The organism is Rossellomorea marisflavi, assembly GCF_022170785.1.
Taxonomy (GTDB): Bacteria; Bacillota; Bacilli; order Bacillales; family Bacillaceae_B; genus Rossellomorea; species Rossellomorea marisflavi_B.
Genome location: NZ_CP081870.1, coordinates 1,095,872 through 1,111,886, shown reverse-complemented (window position 1 = coordinate 1,111,886; position 16,015 = coordinate 1,095,872). Strand labels below are relative to the sequence as shown.

General features: G+C 52.3%; 18 protein-coding genes. 5 read left to right on the top strand and 13 right to left on the bottom strand.

Translation table 11 applies throughout. The features are described from left to right. Positions 1–95: 95 nt before the first annotated feature. Positions 96–1,106, bottom strand: coding sequence for an NUDIX hydrolase (locus tag K6T23_RS05955; protein WP_238283902.1), 1,011 nt, complete (start codon positions 1,104–1,106; stop codon positions 96–98). 112 nt (positions 1,107–1,218) lie between these two features. Between K6T23_RS05955 and K6T23_RS05950 the strand changes: the two genes are divergently transcribed. The 4 genes from K6T23_RS05950 (at position 1,219) to K6T23_RS05935 (ending at position 5,014) form a co-directional block, all read left to right on the top strand. Continuing rightward, on the top strand, positions 1,219–1,833 hold the full coding sequence (locus K6T23_RS05950; RefSeq protein WP_238283901.1) for a LysE family translocator: 615 nt from the start codon (positions 1,219–1,221) through the stop codon (positions 1,831–1,833). Between the two features lie 125 nt (positions 1,834–1,958). Then, positions 1,959–2,270, top strand: coding sequence for a metal-sensitive transcriptional regulator (locus tag K6T23_RS05945; protein WP_056534198.1), 312 nt, complete (start codon positions 1,959–1,961; stop codon positions 2,268–2,270). Between the two features lie 38 nt (positions 2,271–2,308). Further along, positions 2,309–2,515 carry a copper chaperone CopZ gene (gene copZ, locus K6T23_RS05940; RefSeq protein WP_238283900.1) on the top strand — a complete coding sequence of 69 codons (207 nt, stop codon included), beginning with the start codon at positions 2,309–2,311 and terminating at the stop codon, positions 2,513–2,515. Positions 2,516–2,599: 84 nt separating this feature from the next. Next, positions 2,600–5,014 (top strand): heavy metal translocating P-type ATPase, encoded by a 2,415-nt coding sequence (locus K6T23_RS05935; protein ID WP_238283899.1) that lies wholly within the window; start codon positions 2,600–2,602, stop codon positions 5,012–5,014. Between the two features lie 36 nt (positions 5,015–5,050). Here K6T23_RS05935 and K6T23_RS05930 read toward each other — a convergent pair whose 3' ends face one another. The 3 genes from K6T23_RS05930 to K6T23_RS05920 form a co-directional block, all read right to left on the bottom strand. After that, positions 5,051–5,407, bottom strand: a complete 357-nt coding sequence (locus K6T23_RS05930; RefSeq protein ID WP_238283898.1) for a MerR family transcriptional regulator — start codon at positions 5,405–5,407, stop codon at positions 5,051–5,053. A 147-nt stretch (positions 5,408–5,554) separates the two neighbouring features. Then, the gene (locus tag K6T23_RS05925) at positions 5,555–6,349 is read right to left on the bottom strand and encodes a class I SAM-dependent methyltransferase (protein WP_238283897.1); all 795 of its coding nucleotides are present in this window, start codon (positions 6,347–6,349) and stop codon (positions 5,555–5,557) included. Positions 6,350–6,529: 180 nt separating this feature from the next. Next, complete coding sequence (locus K6T23_RS05920) at positions 6,530–6,706, bottom strand: hypothetical protein (protein ID WP_156183332.1); 177 nt, start codon at positions 6,704–6,706, stop codon at positions 6,530–6,532. A gap of 85 nt (positions 6,707–6,791) precedes the next feature. Between K6T23_RS05920 and K6T23_RS05915 the strand changes: the two genes are divergently transcribed. After that, complete coding sequence (locus K6T23_RS05915) at positions 6,792–7,313, top strand: putative glycolipid-binding domain-containing protein (RefSeq protein ID WP_238283896.1); 522 nt, start codon at positions 6,792–6,794, stop codon at positions 7,311–7,313. 92 nt (positions 7,314–7,405) lie between these two features. On the opposite strand, the gene K6T23_RS05910 is transcribed toward K6T23_RS05915, so the two are convergent. From K6T23_RS05910 to K6T23_RS05870, 9 genes are all read right to left on the bottom strand, one after another. Next, positions 7,406–7,684 carry a hypothetical protein gene (locus K6T23_RS05910; RefSeq protein WP_238283895.1) on the bottom strand — a complete coding sequence of 93 codons (279 nt, stop codon included), beginning with the start codon at positions 7,682–7,684 and terminating at the stop codon, positions 7,406–7,408. After that, positions 7,663–7,836 carry an NUDIX hydrolase gene (locus K6T23_RS05905; protein ID WP_238283894.1) on the bottom strand — a complete coding sequence of 58 codons (174 nt, stop codon included), beginning with the start codon at positions 7,834–7,836 and terminating at the stop codon, positions 7,663–7,665. Before K6T23_RS05905 ends, K6T23_RS05910 begins: the two co-directional genes overlap by 22 nt. A 19-nt stretch (positions 7,837–7,855) precedes the next feature. After that, on the bottom strand, positions 7,856–11,077 hold the full coding sequence (locus K6T23_RS05900; protein ID WP_238283893.1) for an ABC transporter permease: 3,222 nt from the start codon (positions 11,075–11,077) through the stop codon (positions 7,856–7,858). Next, entirely contained in the window at positions 11,074–11,766 is a 693-nt protein-coding gene (locus tag K6T23_RS05895; RefSeq protein ID WP_056534175.1) for an ABC transporter ATP-binding protein, read from the bottom strand. Before K6T23_RS05895 ends, K6T23_RS05900 begins: the two co-directional genes overlap by 4 nt. A gap of 177 nt (positions 11,767–11,943) precedes the next feature. Further along, positions 11,944–12,465, bottom strand: coding sequence for a GNAT family N-acetyltransferase (locus tag K6T23_RS05890; protein ID WP_238283892.1), 522 nt, complete (start codon positions 12,463–12,465; stop codon positions 11,944–11,946). A 31-nt stretch (positions 12,466–12,496) separates the two neighbouring features. Further along, a complete protein-coding gene (locus K6T23_RS05885) occupies positions 12,497–12,865 on the bottom strand; it encodes a hypothetical protein (protein ID WP_238283891.1) in 369 nt (122 codons plus the stop codon). A 350-nt stretch (positions 12,866–13,215) separates the two neighbouring features. Continuing rightward, on the bottom strand, positions 13,216–15,306 hold the full coding sequence (locus K6T23_RS05880) for a heavy metal translocating P-type ATPase (protein WP_238283890.1): 2,091 nt from the start codon (positions 15,304–15,306) through the stop codon (positions 13,216–13,218). An 18-nt stretch (positions 15,307–15,324) separates the two neighbouring features. Then, positions 15,325–15,588 (bottom strand): ArsR/SmtB family transcription factor, encoded by a 264-nt coding sequence (locus K6T23_RS05875; protein ID WP_231578972.1) that lies wholly within the window; start codon positions 15,586–15,588, stop codon positions 15,325–15,327. Between the two features lie 205 nt (positions 15,589–15,793). Next, positions 15,794–15,970 (bottom strand): hypothetical protein, encoded by a 177-nt coding sequence (locus K6T23_RS05870; RefSeq protein WP_238283889.1) that lies wholly within the window; start codon positions 15,968–15,970, stop codon positions 15,794–15,796. Positions 15,971–16,015: the final 45 nt, after the last annotated feature.

The following is a 16,015-nucleotide window of genomic DNA, read 5'->3' as shown; positions in this document are numbered from 1 at the left end:
ATGTCCAATAAACGATTTATTACCCCGAACGAAAAGTAATGTTAAAACTTTACCATTCTACCTGAATTTCATTAAGATTACAACTGGAGATCGGCCTATCTTCGGAACTCCACCTGCAAGCCTGGAGCAGGCTCCGAATATTGCTTCAAGAGTTCACACGTATCAGAACGGATCCAATACCATTGGGTCGTGGTACCGAACTCGACCCTTACTTTGAAGGAGCCGCTGGCTTGTTCATCCGCATGGATCTCGATGAGCTGCTCCTCTCCTTTGTGTACATTGAACGCATGGAAGGACCGGACATAGCCCCCTTCGAGAGGTAGCGTGCGGAGAAGGAGTTCAACCGAAAACGTATCAATGGGAAGATGATGGAGTGACACCCCCTCCTCTCCCCCATCTCTCTCGATCATCACATGATCTCCAGCATACACGGCCCTCACGCCGCCTCCACCGGTATCCTCAACGGAAAGTGGACGATTCGTGGCCGCCATCAATCGGGTCACGGTCCTTCGATCCCCCATTTCTTCAGATATGAGGGTCTGCTCCCTCACCAGCAAAGCGCCGCCCTCTTCGAATGAAATCCGTTCACGCGTTTCCCCGATGATCCTCTCCACGCCTTCTTCTATTAAATACACATGTTTGACGTCTTCAGATGCCTCCAGACACCCAAGGCCATCTGAAGGTCTCTCTTCCAGCACATCAGCCAAATAGTCCCCATGCCCCCTCGCCAACGGAATATCCCCCGGTGAGGAAATCCAGAACAAGGTGAGCTGCAGCCCCTCTTCTTCTCCCCCGCCAGACGGCACATGCTGCCATTGATCAAGAGCATCCCGCTGATCCAAGCGATAAAAATGCCGATGATGGATGCTTCCATCATCCGCTCGCCACATATCGTCGGCAAGGAACACCGGCTCTCCCAAGTCCGTCAAACCCGTTTCCTCCCTCATTTCCCGGACGACGGCAGCTTCAGGAGATTCCCCTGCCTCCACCGTCCCTTTTGGGATCTGGATACCCGCTTCAAGGATCGGATGCTGGAACACCAATACCTGTGGTCTTCCATCGTGGCTTCTTGTTATGTATCCGTACGCTTTTTTGATCGGTTCCACTCTTCCCTTCTCCCTTCCCACAAAAGACTCATTTCTTCCATTTAAATCCTTCTTTCATTCTACCGGATTTTTCTCTATACTAAAATGAAACTTCTGAGGAGATTATGAACATATGGACATCATTTTTCTATTAAAAGGCCTGCTCATCGGCTTCACCGTGGCAGCACCCGTCGGCCCGATCGGGATCCTCTGCATCAACCGTACTCTTTCTAAGGGGCGTTTGACGGGATTCGTATCAGGACTGGGGGCCGCATCAGCCGAGGCCATCTACGGATGCATCGCCGCATTCGGCCTGACATTCATCACGAGCTTTTTGATCAGCCAAAAGCTGTGGCTTCAGCTGATCGGCGGACTCTTCCTTTGTTATCTCGGCATCCAGACGTACCGCTCCAGACCTGCGGATCATTCCGCTTCTGCACGGGGTGGCGGACTGCTGAAATCCTATACCTCCGTCTTCTTCTTGACGGTGACAAACCCCATGACCATCCTGTTCTTCATCGGGATCTTCTCCGGGATCGGTCTCGGAAAGTCCAGCTTCGACCTCATGTCAGCCCTTCTCATGGTAACGGGTGTGTTCGTTGGATCAGCCGCTTGGTGGCTTTCCCTGAGCTTCGGCGTGAGCCTCTTCAGGAAAAAGTTCTCCAATGACAGCCTCGCCTGGATCAACCGTCTTTCGGGGATCATCGTCTTCGGTTTCGGAGTGTTCGCCCTGCTTCGATTGCTTTGATGCACCTTTTATGGAAGGTGCTTTTTTCATGTGTAAGCATCCCTCTTGACATACCCCCCACAGGTACACTAAACTGGACTCAAATGAGAAAAACAGGAAGCACTTTGCTTCCGGGAGGTGATCGGATGGAAGATGGATTGAAGGACGGCATCTCCTGCCGCAAGAGTCATCACCCTGAAGAGGTGAAACGGAATCTCACCAGCCGGCTGAATCGCGTCGAAGGGCAGATTCGCGGCATCAAAGGCATGATTGAAAAGGACGTGTACTGTGACGATGTGATCACACAGCTTTCAGCCACCCAGTCTGCCCTTAACAGCGTTGCAAAGATCCTCCTCGAGGGTCATTTGAAGGGCTGCGTGGTGGACCGTCTCAATGAAGGCGACGATTCGGTCCTCGATGAATTTGTCGTCACGATTCAAAAGCTGATGAAAAAATAACTCATACTGGAAATACCCAACCAAAAGGAGCGATTATCATGGAACATATTACATTGAATGTACAAGGAATGTCATGCAACCATTGCGTCAATGCCATCGAGAAAAATGTAGGCGGACTATACGGTGTTAAAAAGGTCAACGTAAGCCTCGCCGATGCCAAGGTCGAAGTGGACTACGACAATGCCGTCGTCAGCCTCGATGAAATCAAGGAAACCATCGACGATCAAGGTTATGACGTTGTGTAAGGAATCAAACAGGAGTGCAGATCATGCACTCTTTCTTTTTCACATCAACATACCCTCACCAGGTATAAAGGAGGCTAGCCGCTCATGAGTGCAAACAAGAAGGAAACCACCCTGCACATCTCGGGTATGACGTGTGCCGCCTGTGCAAACCGGATTGAAAAGGGACTGAATAAATTGAACGGTGTCGAAATGGCCACCGTGAACCTCCCCCTTGAGAAAGCTTCCATCTCCTATGACCCTGCCAAACTAGGTGAAAAGGACTTCGAAGAGAAGATAGACGCTCTCGGGTATGGGGTCGTCCATGAAAAAGCCGAGCTTGAGATCACCGGGATGACCTGTGCCGCCTGCTCGGCCCGTATTGAAAAGGGATTGAATAAACTTGATGGCGTCACATCTGCAAGCGTCAATCTTGCCCTTGAGAAGGCGGTCATCTCCTATCACCCTTCTCAGACCTCTGTCAGCGACATGATTGCAAAGGTCGAAAAGCTCGGGTACGGTGCCCACCGGCCATCTCAGGAAGATGCGAGCGATCACCGGGAGGAAGCCATCAAGGTCCAGAAGAGGAAGTTCATCCTTTCGGCCATTCTCTCCCTTCCGCTCCTTTGGACGATGGTTGGCCATTTTTCGTTTACTTCCTTTCTGTACGTACCCGATTTCCTTGCTAACCCGTGGGTCCAGCTGATCCTGGCCACGCCTGTGCAGTTCATCATCGGGGCACAGTTCTACATCGGAGCTTACAAGGCACTGCGGAATGGCAGTGCGAATATGGATGTCTTGGTCGCCATGGGGACATCCGCCGCTTACTTCTATAGTCTGTACCAGGCCATCGTTACGGCCGGCAGCCATCACGGGCCACATCTGTATTTTGAAACAAGCGCGGTCCTGATCACCTTGATCCTACTCGGCAAGCTGTTCGAAGCGCGAGCAAAGGGACGTTCTTCCGAGGCGATCAAGACGCTCATGGGTTTGCAGGCGAAAACGGCACGTGTCTACAGGGACGGGAAGGAAATCGACACCCCTGTGGAAGAGGTAATGATCGGAGACATCGTCATCGTCAAGCCTGGCGAAAAGATCCCGGTCGATGGAGAAGTGACGGAAGGTTCTACATCCATCGATGAATCCATGCTGACGGGTGAAAGTCTACCCGTCGACAAGGAAAAGGGGGATCCGGTATTCGGTTCAACGGTGAATCAGAACGGTTCCATCCGGATGAAAGCCCAGAAGGTCGGACGCGATACGGCACTCGCCCGGATCATCAAGGTCGTCGAGGATGCCCAGGGCTCAAAGGCACCGATCCAGCGCCTGGCGGACCGGATATCAGGCATCTTCGTTCCCATCGTGGTGGTCCTCGCACTCCTGACGTTCCTCCTATGGATCATCTGGATCGAGCCGGGTGACTTCACCCAGGCCCTTGAAGTGTTCATCGCCGTCCTTGTCATCGCATGTCCGTGCGCCCTCGGCCTTGCCACACCGACTTCGATCATGGCCGGTTCCGGACGAGCGGCGGAATTCGGGATCCTCTTCAAAGGCGGGGAGTATCTGGAACAGACCCAGCTCATCGACACCGTGGTCCTGGATAAAACCGGGACCGTCACGAACGGAGCACCCGTCTTGACCGATCATCTCATGGCTGATTGGGTGGAAGAGGATGAATTCCTGCGACTCGTCGCCTCCTCGGAGCAGCAATCCGAACATCCCCTGGCACAGGCCATCGTGCAGGGTCTGAAGGATAAAGGGGCCCACCCTTCTCCCACCTCATCATTCGAGGCCGTTCCCGGTAAAGGCGTCCGCACCATAGTCGATGGACGGCATGTGCTGATCGGTACCAGGGCGTTCATGGATGAGAACGGGGTGGAAACCGCCTTTATCGCCGAGGATAAAGCAGAGCTTGAATTGCAAGGAAAAACGGCCATGCTGGTCGCCATCGACGGACGGTACGCCGGACTCCTGGCTGTTGCGGATACGGTAAAAGAAACCTCAAAGGCTGCCATCGAACGCCTCCAGAACATGGATATCACCGTCATCATGATGACGGGTGACAACACGCGCACAGCGAAAGCGATCGCCTCCCAGGTGGGCATTCAAGAGGTGATCCCAGAGGTCCTCCCCGAAGGAAAGGCCTCTGCAATCAAACACCTGCAGGAATCCGGTAGGAATGTGGCCATGGTCGGGGACGGCATCAACGACGCTCCTGCCCTCGCCACGGCCAATGTGGGGATGGCCATCGGCACCGGGACCGATGTAGCCATGGAGGCAGCTGATATCACCCTGATCCGTGGCGATCTTCACAGCATTGCCGATGCGATCCTGATGAGCGGCAAGACCATGCGCAACATCAAACAGAACCTCTTCTGGGCATTTGCCTATAATACAATCGGCATCCCCATAGCCGCAGCCGGGCTCCTTGCCCCGTGGGTGGCAGGGGCAGCCATGGCCTTCAGTTCGGTGTCGGTCGTGTTGAATGCATTGAGACTGCAACGCGTGAAAAAATGGAGTTAAAAGAAGAAAGCCCGCCGGATTCCGGCGGGCTTTCTCCTACTGGAGGTTCTTCTCTATCTCCCCGTAGGATACGAGCTTCTTCTTGATCCGCTTCAAGTACTCGAACTGGGAGCTCAGCTTCGCTTCGACATTTTCTTCGTGCTGAAGAAGGAGTTTTCGCCTCTCCTCTTTTGTGGCATCTCCCTCCATATATAGAGCCACATACTTTTTGATCTCCCTTATGGGCATGTCCGTTTCACGGAGGGCACGGATAAAATAGATCCACTCAACGTTCACGTCATCGTACACCCTGATTCCCTTATCGTTCCGCTCTACAAATGGCAGGATGGACTCTTTCTCATAATATCGCAGGGCGGAAGCAGGCACACCCGTCATCTCCGTGATCTGTTTCATGCTGTATGTCATCGGCTTCATCTCCCTAATTAGTGTGTTCAGTTAAAGTGCACTTTAACACATACTGAAGGAGCTTTCAACACCCCTCCTCCAGAGGGGAACAAAAAAATGCCGGGATACCCGGCAAGTTCTTTGCGAGAATACAGTTTACAGCCCAGGACACCAGCTCATGTCCCTTTTCCCCTTTCTCAGCTTGAATACGAGGAAATTCGGGTGGATCAGGTCTTCCCTGTACTCAGGATCCTCCCTAACGAGTTCATCCGACGGCCTCGGTTCGACCATTTCATCCATCTCGAAACCTACTTCCCTGATGGCAGTCATGTACGTGGTCAGGCTCCTATGGTAAAAAACCACTTTGTTCTCGGCCTCTTCGGGAAACGCCTGTTCATAGACTCCTTCAAGGAAGTATCCGGATACTCGCCATGCTTCCTTTTTACCCCGTCCATCCCGGATCCATCCACTTCCGGGTGTAATAAAGCACGGGTGGAGGATCGAAAAGACGAGGGTCCCGCCATCTCTCAGGAGCCGGAAGCATTCCCTGAGAGCCGCCGTGTGATCTTCAAGATCTTGAATGACCATATTGGACACGATCGTATCAAACATCCGATCCTCCAGGAAATTCAGATTCTCACAGTTTCCGTGGTGGTAGCGGATCCCGGAAGATTCCGTTGCCTTCGCTTTGGCAAGCTTGAGCATTTCCGTCGAATAATCCACGGCCGTCACATGGGCCCCCTTCCGTTCGAGGAGCCGGCTCAAATACCCTTCCCCGCAGCCTGCATCGAGGATCTCCGTCCCTTCTACATGCCCGAGAAGGGAGAAGATCGCGGGATTCAAGAGGATCCTCCTGCTCCGGTCCCCTTCCTCCGTGTAGCCTGCCGTGAATGCCTCCGCGTGCTCATTCCACCGCTCGATCGCTTCGTCTGTTGATAGATTCTTTTTCAATGTACGCCCTCTTTTCGTCAGAAAGTCGTAACGTTACGCTCCTTGTGCACTTCTTTATTTTTACATTGAATCAAAAAAATAAATAGACTTATATTCCGTTTTTTTGTATCATGTAGATAGAGTCATACCTATAAAAACAAGCCGGAGATTTCCATACGAAATCTCCGGCTTTTCTTGTATCTACTTCCTCTTCCCGAGGTGACGGATGATCAGGATGATGGCGAGGATTCCCATGGCAATGAACAGGAATGATTCCACGCCCCAGCCCGACTTCAGGATCACCCATGAATCATAAAGGGCGAAGAAGCTGACGATGGCCAGGGTGAAGTAGATGAAGAGCAGTAGTTGCTGTTTCATAGTCGTTTTCCTCCCGGCCTTATTTTGGCATAGAACGGGTGCGCCGGCAAGGAGCGATTCGCATTTCTTAAAGGAGGACAAAAAGATGATCCGCTGGAAAAATCAACGTGAAGAAATCGAAGAACTCTCCCTCGCTGAAAAGGACGGGTGCATCACCATACAGAGCACGGTGCATCGCTCAGCAGGGGAGATTCACTACAGCCTGGAACTGGATCCATCCTGGACGTTCAGAAAAGGGGCTTTCCATATAGGTGACCGGTCCCTGACCCTACATGCCGACGGATTTGGAAGCTGGTCCGACGGGGAACACGGGCCCATCGAGGAGCTGACCGGAGCCATCGATATCGACATCTCCTGCACCCCTTTCACCAACTCCCTCCCCATCAATCGAATGGAGTGGGTGCAGGGCCGAACCGTGAGCATGGACGTCGTCTACATGTCAGCTCCCGACCTGACCTTCCGGAAGGTCAACCAGCATTACACCCTTCTCCGGGAGTCAAACGGTATCAGGGAATTCCTTTATCAAAGCCCCACCTATGAATCCAGTATCTTTGTAGATAGGAAAGGGCTGGTGGTGGACTATCCCGATTTGTTCCTGAGAATCTAGTTTTCTGTGTAATGGGAGAGCGGCGTCGGGTCAAACAGAAAAAACGCCCGGCAGCATCTGGGTCCCTTGCTGCCGGGCGTTTTGTGAAACCATCACTTCACTTCCATGATTTCCTTAAAAAAGAGAGGCTTGTATAGGGCGGCGTGGGCTAGGATATGCCCGAGGCTCCCTTCTCCTGCATAGTGCATCTGATCGGTGAAGTCGACATCCAGTGGAGACCAATAGAGTTCATTCTCTTCTCCGTGCACCTCGACGTCATGCGTGCATCTTCCCGCATAGACTTCCAAGTCGAATCCCGAGAGATGATAGGTCAAGTCCATGAGGTGGAACAGGGAGACATCTTCCCCGGTCAGTCCCGATTCCTCCTCCATTTCCCTGAAGGCTGCAGCCTGACCTGTTTAACCCCTTCGATCTTCCCTCCGATGAAGTTGCTCAATCCTTGATACGGTTCTTTCCTCCACTTGCACAGAAGGACCCTATCCATCGCTTCATTTAAGATGACAATCAGATTATATCGTTTCATGGCCGGATCCTTTCTGTTGTCAGAGTCCTTTGTCTATGTGCTTGATCACGACATCTCCCGGCTGGGAGGAACGGGACATGATGAAATTGAAGTTTTCCTTGTTTTTCGGTACTTCGAACGCCAAGGAGACAATCGCTTCCCCTCCCGGCTTCATCCGGATCCCGTTCCAGTTCTTGCGGGAAATGACCTCGGTGTCGACAGGCTGGTATTCTTTTCCGTCCTGATCCTTTAAGAACTGTCCTGTGACCTTATAGTCATCCCACTCGTCTTCCGTCGTCAAGTTCTGAATCCGTGCTTTGATGACGATGGATTTCGTGTTTGCCTTGGCTTTTTTAGGTTCATCCAGCCTGAACGTATACTGAAGGGGATCGGCATTCCACGGCTTTTCGAATTCGATTACTTTCCAGAATTCGCGGTCCAGTGCCACCTCTTCGCCTTGCAGTTTGGCTTCAGGTTTAGCATCCGGTTTTGTTTCGTTTTTTGAAGGAGCGGTGGATGTTTGGATTGCTCCATCCGTCCCCTTCACATCCTTGGTATCCGCGGTGGTGACAGCCGGTTTGGCGTCAGGGATTGCTTGAGATAAGATGGTGACAAGGCCGATGAAGAGGATCGCTGTCGCCACTCCCAGGGTGACCTTCACCCGCTTCTCCGTTTTCCCGGAATGCTCCGCTGTGCCGCCAAGCGCTTGGTAAGGCTGGACTTTCACTGCTTTGTGTGCCGGGAAAAGTGCTCCCGCCATCCCCATCAGGATCGGGATGACAATGGCCAGGGCAAAGAATGGCGCATGCTCCAAAGGCGGTTCCCCGTAGATTTTCCAAACAAATACAAAGGCGATGAGGATGCCGATGATGCCGGCGAACAGTCCGCTGAATGCCCCTTCAAAGAGGACCAGGAAGCGGATGGAACGATTCTTCCACCCAATGGATTTCAGCAGGGCGATCTCGGGCTGACGCTCCGATATGTTTTGCCACATGATTTCCGTTGTGGTGAGGATGGCGATTAATAAGGCGACGCCCATGGCAATGTAATGCATCGAGCTTACTTCCATGGCCACGTACTCCCCGAGCCAGGTCGCAAACATGACCCCCTTCAACCGGTAGGTGATGAAGAGGAACACCACGAACAGGCTGGTCGGAAGGGCAATGGAGACCACCGACAGGCAGCTCCGCTTCCATCTCGACAGGAAGGAGTTGAGGCTCATGGACCAGATCGCAGCGGATGGGATCAGCCTCCTCCCGATATGGGAGATCTCTCCTGCCTTCATGGATTCATACGGTTTGATCTTCCTGACGAGATACGCAGGGATCATCGTTCCGAGCAGATAGATCAGGATGCCGAACAGCCCCATGAGAAGGAATCTGAACGGCGACGTCTCCACCGTGGAGGTGACGGTGAAGTATCCTAGGATGATCCAGCTCACAACCGACACGAAGGTCCCGAGGATCAGGGCTTCCGTGAAGAGCATACGCGATAGCTGGACCGGTCTCCAACCGATGGATAATAGGACGGCGAACTCCTTCTTCCTCGTGTACATCATGATGAGGTTCGATGAGAACACGTAGATGATGGCCACCAGGATGACGCTTGCGATCACCCCGCTCAAGCCCACTTTTGCTTCCTTGAAGATTGTCATGGATGAACCGATCTTGATCCACGGCTGTTCCACCCAGCCGATGGATTCTTCCCCCTTGATACCCGGGATATGGGTCAGGGCCGGCTGAGGTGATGACCCGAGGGTGATATCGGTGATGAGCCCGGTTTCGTCCTCGATTCGCTTGGCGACTTCCTGAAGCGTCTTTTCACTTTCATCGGTCATGGCTTCCACGCCTGCAACCTTGATCCGGATCGACGATATCGGCTTCTCTCCCATCAATTCCGCTGCCGCATCTAGGGTCGTCAGCATCATCGGGGGCTTTGTCAAGAACCCATACGGATTATTCAGGGGCTTCATTTCCTGAGGAGGGTTCACAGGCTCACCGTTTTGATCGAGCACGAGATTCGACTTCGAAGGAAAGTAAGTTTCCATAGGAAGTTCCGTCAACGGATCCTTTGAGATGTTGAGCTTCGCAGGGTCAAAGATTCCCTTTACATCGATCTTCACCCGCTTCCAATCTTGGAAACTCCCATCCCCGAACATCTTGACGGGACGATAGGCGTCGGTTTCAGCGAGAGGGACCCCTTCAGGGATCTCGTAAGGCTCCACCTCATAGGCAAACGGCCATCGCTCGGAAAACGGACTGCTTACCGGGCGGTAGTTGACCGGGGTTGCCTGAAAGGCGATGAAATTCTCCTTGGTGGTGCTCAGTTCTGGATCAGGATGCATCGCCTGATCAAGGATCTTTTTATGGGCCTCCTCAGTTGTATACGTGTAGGACTTTACCTCTTCACCCGACTGTTTCTCCAGGTAGTCTTGCCCTCCGTTCTCCTTTACCTTCTCCATCGTTTTCGCCTGTTCATCAGTGGAAAACGGAAGATCCAGTTTCTCGAGCGTATAGGTGACCTTGCTCTCTACGTACTCCCGGTTGCTGAGGAGGACGGGAATCCCGGTCTGGGTGAAGGCTTCATCTTCATACTCCACCACTTCCGCCTGGTCGTCCGGTTTAAAATATCGGCTCCCTCCTTCATCAAGGACGGACTGATCAAGTCCGACAAGGGCGCTTTCCGCTTCAGGGTCCACCCCGGCGATCATGACTTCAGAACCCATCTCGAGGGACTGTTCACCCATGAAGGGCGAAGCCCCGTACTCCTTCCCGAGACCCTCCGGTTGCCAGTTCCCTACAGTGAAGTACGTATTGCCCCCATCTTTCCGGGTGCCTGCACCTGTGTCCGTTTCATCGGTGATCTTCAGACGGTACACCCCGGGCTGGGATACGGTCAATGAATTCATTTCTATGGAGTTGTTCATGAAGCCGATCATGGCGATGGGTGCTGCTACATCAATGTCTTCCATCGTTTTGATTTTTTCATACTGTTCCATCGTGATGCCGCCGGACAGCCCGCTTTGATAATTGGGCTCGAGGAGCTTCAGCTCTTCTGTGACACTTCTCGTATCAGGCGGACGCACGACGATGTGGTACGAAGATTCCCACCTGTTCTGCAGCTCTTCGACGATCGTCCCGTTGTTTGACTGGGTGACCCCGACCAGGTAGCTGAGGCCCGTACTGACGATGAGTGCCCCGACGAGGAGCAGGATAAAGCGCCCTTTATTGCGCCACCAGTTATTCCATATGAATCGGATCATACCCGGGCCAGCTCCTTATCCGAGAGGATCTTCCCGTCTTTCATCTCGATCATCCGGTCTGCCTTGGCAGCAAGGGCCGGATCATGGGTCACGAAAATCACCCCGCAGCCCTTCTCGCGATTCAGTTCGGTCAGAAGGGAAAAGATGATATCCCCAGTCTCCGTATCAAGGTTCCCTGTCGGCTCATCGGCAAGGAGCCAGTGGGGCTCATGCACAATGGCCCTGGCGATCGCCACCCTCTGCTGCTGTCCGCCTGAAAGCTGGGACGGCAGGGAGTTCATTTTATCCTTCAGCCCCACCCGCTCAAGGACGGCCTCTGCCCGTTCTTTTTTGTTATATGCTACATTCCTTGAGAAAAGGGGCGCCATGACGTTTTCCAGTGATGTGAGGGTCGGAAGCAGATGAAACTGCTGGAAGATGAAGCCGATATGATTGAACCTGAAATCGGCTAGCCCGTTTTTGTTATAGGTTTTAATGTCTTCGTTGTTATAGAGGATGCTCCCGGAAGTGGGACTGTCCAATGTGCCGAGTATACTCAGGAGGGTCGATTTCCCCGATCCCGATGTCCCGACGATGGACACGAACTCACCCTTCTTGAATGTGGCATTCACTTCGTCCAGGGCGCGCGTCTTGATGCCGTCCCCCTGGAATTCCTTCCTCAACCCTTTGCATACGATGGAAAAGTCCATGTGTAGATCCCCCTATTTTTTATCTGATTATTTCAAATATAGCAAAATCGGGATTGTTTTCCTATAACTTTTACAAATATATCTAATGGGTGGTGTGGGAGAGGGGGGTTCGGTTACGCGTGGCCTTGGACCAGTTGTGCTATTTGCGAGGATTGCAGGGGATGGTGAACAGGCCTTTCATTGCGGCGTTTGGATCCTTCCCATGATCAGGGTGTCATGGTAGGTTCCATCGCTCAACCGTTTGTCATCCACCAGGATGCCTTCGGTTTTAAAGCCATACTGTTCGTAGAGCTTGATGGCTTTATGGTTATCGGCGAGGACGGTGAGGGTGACCTTTCTGATCTGCTGGATGTCTGCCCACTGCAGCGACTGTTCAAGGAGCCTGCGTCCGATGCCGTTTCCCCAGTGGGCCTTCAGGAGGCAGACGCCGAATTCGACTTTATGGGCGGAACGTTTCAGTGGACTTCCTTCACACCGGGAGAATCCTACGATCTCACCGTCCGTTTCCGCCACAAGGAAAAGATGATTGGGCGTTTCTTCATCCGTTTGGATGATCGTGCGGAATCCTTCAGGCGTGATGAAGGCCTCCCCTTTTTCCCGATCCATGAATTCCGTCTCGCCATCGATGATGGGACGGATGGCTGATAGTCGGGGTGCATCCTGTAGCTGTGCATGGCGTATCGTATAGTGGTTGGTCATTGAATCGTCACGTCCATTTCGTTTGAGGTCTTTAGTCGAATGTGATGGGGATGGTTTGTTTACGGTCTCCCTTTGTAAAGATGACGGTCGCATGTTCATCATCATCCCAGTGGATCTTGATCTCATCAGGTATCTTCGTTTTCGTTATAACCTGATCACCGTATCGGATGTCGACGACAGGATCAGGGAATTCATCGACTTTCACGACTTCGATGGTGTGAACGTCATGGGGGGAAGAACTGACTTCAAGGGTGGTTTCGCCTGTCCTGAAAAAGAGCCATCCGATGATGAATGGGAGCAAGAGGATGGGGATGACGACGGCAAGGAGGCACCCTACCCGGGTCAGGTTCTTCGTTTGTTCTATTTCTATTTCATCTTCGCGTGCTGTTCGTGGATTCATGCTTGGACCTCCCTTCCATTTTCAGACTATCATATTGGAGGAGATTAGGTGGTGAATTTTTTATGGGGGCAATCAAGAATCAGCGTGCTACATGGCTTGACGAATGCTGTGGTATTACCGACTTTTTAAATTTTTTTACCGACAATCGGATTTTTTCTACCGACTTTGAAAAATTTGTTACCAACTCTCTGATTCTCTACAAAGCCCATTACCAACTTCATAGTCTTCTTTCCAACTTGGTTGCGGGTCAACCGAGTTTCTCCATATATCCTCAACTTCCCCTTCTTATGATCAACTCCCCTCTCATGTCTCCGCAAAAAAAGAAGCAGGCACGGTTGGCCTGCTTCCTCCTATAATGAACTCTGTTTCTTTTCCCCAATCATGACCGTCAGACTGATCAGCGTGACGAGGATTGTGGCACCCATGTCGGACAGGATGGCGATCCAGAGCGTAAGCAGTCCTGGGATCGTGAGGAGCAGGGCGATGAGCTTGAGTCCCAGGGCGAAGGTGATGTTGATCTTGATGATGCGATTCACCCGTTTGGCGATCCTGATGGCCGTTGGGAGCTTGCCGAGATGGTCCTGCATGAGGACGAGGTCGGCGGTTTCGATGGCGCTGTCGGTCCCTTTCCCCATGGCAATCCCGAGGTCGGCCGTGGCGAGGGCCGGAGCATCATTGATGCCGTCGCCCACCATGGCTACGCGTCCGCTCTTCGTGAGTTCCTTGACCTTGGCGACCTTTTCATCCGGCAATAGGCTCGCATAATAGTCGGTCAGCCCGACTTTGCTTGCGACTTTCTCGGCAGTGCGGTCGTGGTCGCCCGTGAGCATGACCGTCCGCTTGATGCCTGCTGCGTGGAGGCGTTCGATGATGTCATGGCTCTCTTCCCGGATCTCATCGGTGATGCCGAAGAGGCCGAGGACCTGCTCTTCATCGGAGACGATGACCAGGGTATAGCCTTCCCGTTTGAGCTGTTGGATTTCACCGTTCATTTCTTCAGACAGTGGGAAAGAGATACTGTTCTCATTCCCCACCTTATACGTCCGGCCGTTCAGAATGGCAGCGACCCCTTGCCCGGTGATCGTGTTGATCTCCTCGGGTTCGATGAACGTGAGGTCCTCTCCTGCCAGTCGCTCCATGACGGCTTTGGCGATGGGGTGGGAGGACGATTTCTCGATGGATCCGGCGATGGTGAAGAACCGCTCGTCGTAGATCTTCACCTGCTCCACATGGGGCTCCCCTTTTGTGAGCGTACCGGTCTTATCGAAGGCAATGGTGTCGATTTTCCCGAGCTGCTCGAGGAATACCCCGCCTTTGACGAGGATCCCGTTTTTGGCGTTACGGGCAATCCCTGAGACGATGGCGATGGGAGACGACAGGATCAAGGCGCACGGACAGCCGACGATGAGGACGGCAAGCCCTTGGTAGAACCATGCTCCCCACTCGCCGTTCAGGAACAGGGGCGGGATGACGATAACAAGGACCGCAATGATCATAATGAGCGGCGTGTAATACTTAGCAAATTTATTGATGAACTGCTCGGTCGGGGTCTTCGTCTCCTGTGCCTCCTCCACCAGATGGAGGATCTTGGCGAGGGATGAATCATGGTATTCCTTCTGGATGGATACCTTCAGGACCCCTTCGTTGTTGATGCTTCCTCCGAATACGGCTTCTCCCGGTTGTTTTTCAACGGGCATCGCTTCCCCAGTGATGGCAGCTTCGTTCACGGAACTTTTGCCTGATTCGATGATTCCGTCAGACGGGATTTTCTGCCCGGACTTCACGAGGACGATGTCCCCCACCTTGAGGCTTGCGATCGGAACGACGCTCTCTTCCCCGTCTTTCAACAGGATGGCTTCCTTCGGTGCCACTTTCAACAGCTCTTCCATGGAGCGTCGTGCTTTCTCCATGCCCATGCCTTCCAGGAGCTCATTGACGCCGAACAGGATGGCCACAAGTGTGCCTTCCTTCCATTCACCTATGGAGAAGGCCCCGATGAGGGCGATGGTCATGAGCGTATCGATGTTGAACTTCAGGCGGAACAGGTTCTTCGCTCCCTTGATGAACGTCGGATATCCGCTGATGGCGGCAGCAGATAGATAGAGGGCGATGGATACAGGATGATCGATCATGGAATCAACGAAAATCGCCAGGAGGAAAATGACCGCAGATATACCAAGGAGCAATTTCATCCGGCTGCTGCTTGTATGGGAATGGTCATGATCGTGATCACCGTGGTCATGATCATCCTTCTGGATGGCGGCTCCGTCTGCGTGCAAAATCTTCTCCACACGTCCCATGTCGACCCCGTCTGTGAGCACCATTTTGCTGCTGTTGTACAGGATCCTGGATCCTTCCCCGTTATCAAGCTTATTGATCTCCTCTTCCATTTCCCGCGCGCAGTTGCTACAGGATAGACCCTGGAGTTTGTATTCTTTCATTATGTGTTCCCCCAGTCGTTAATGGTGCCGTGCGTGGTGGATCGTTTGCTGCAAAAGATTCATCACATGGTCGTCATCTGCTGAATAAAATAGGGTCGTTCCCTGTCGGCGATACTTGACGAGACGGAGATTCTTCAAGAACCTGAGCTGATGTGAAACCGTCGTCTGCAAGAGTGAAAGCTTCTCGGCAATTTCATTGACTGAATGCTCCTTTTGCGCCAATAAGTGCAGGATCCTCACCCGCGTCGGCTCGGATAAAGCCTTGAATGTCTGTGTGACCATGAAGAGGGTCTCTTCATCAATGGCATCACATGTACAAAGGTGGCTTTCTTCTTCTATTTTTTCTGGTTCAATCGCTTCATTCTTGTTCTTTCCCATTTTCAAACTCCTATTCTATTTGAGTATATGACAATGTGTTCATATATGATATGTTCATCATAAGAAAAAGGTGCACCCAAGTCAAGGCGTGCACCAAAATTCGTAACCTTTATTCAGATTTTTCTTTCCTTACTTTATCCACGGTCACCCATATGTAGGAAAGGATCCAAAAGAAGAAGATGATCAGACTCCCAAACAAGAGCTGATGATACGGGATGAAAAGGAAGACAAGGATGATGAATAACAGGAAGGGCGGCAATAGTAAAAAGTATTTTTTCCAGTCCACGTCGGGCACCTCCTCCTTCCACCTTTCTTCCAACACCATACCACG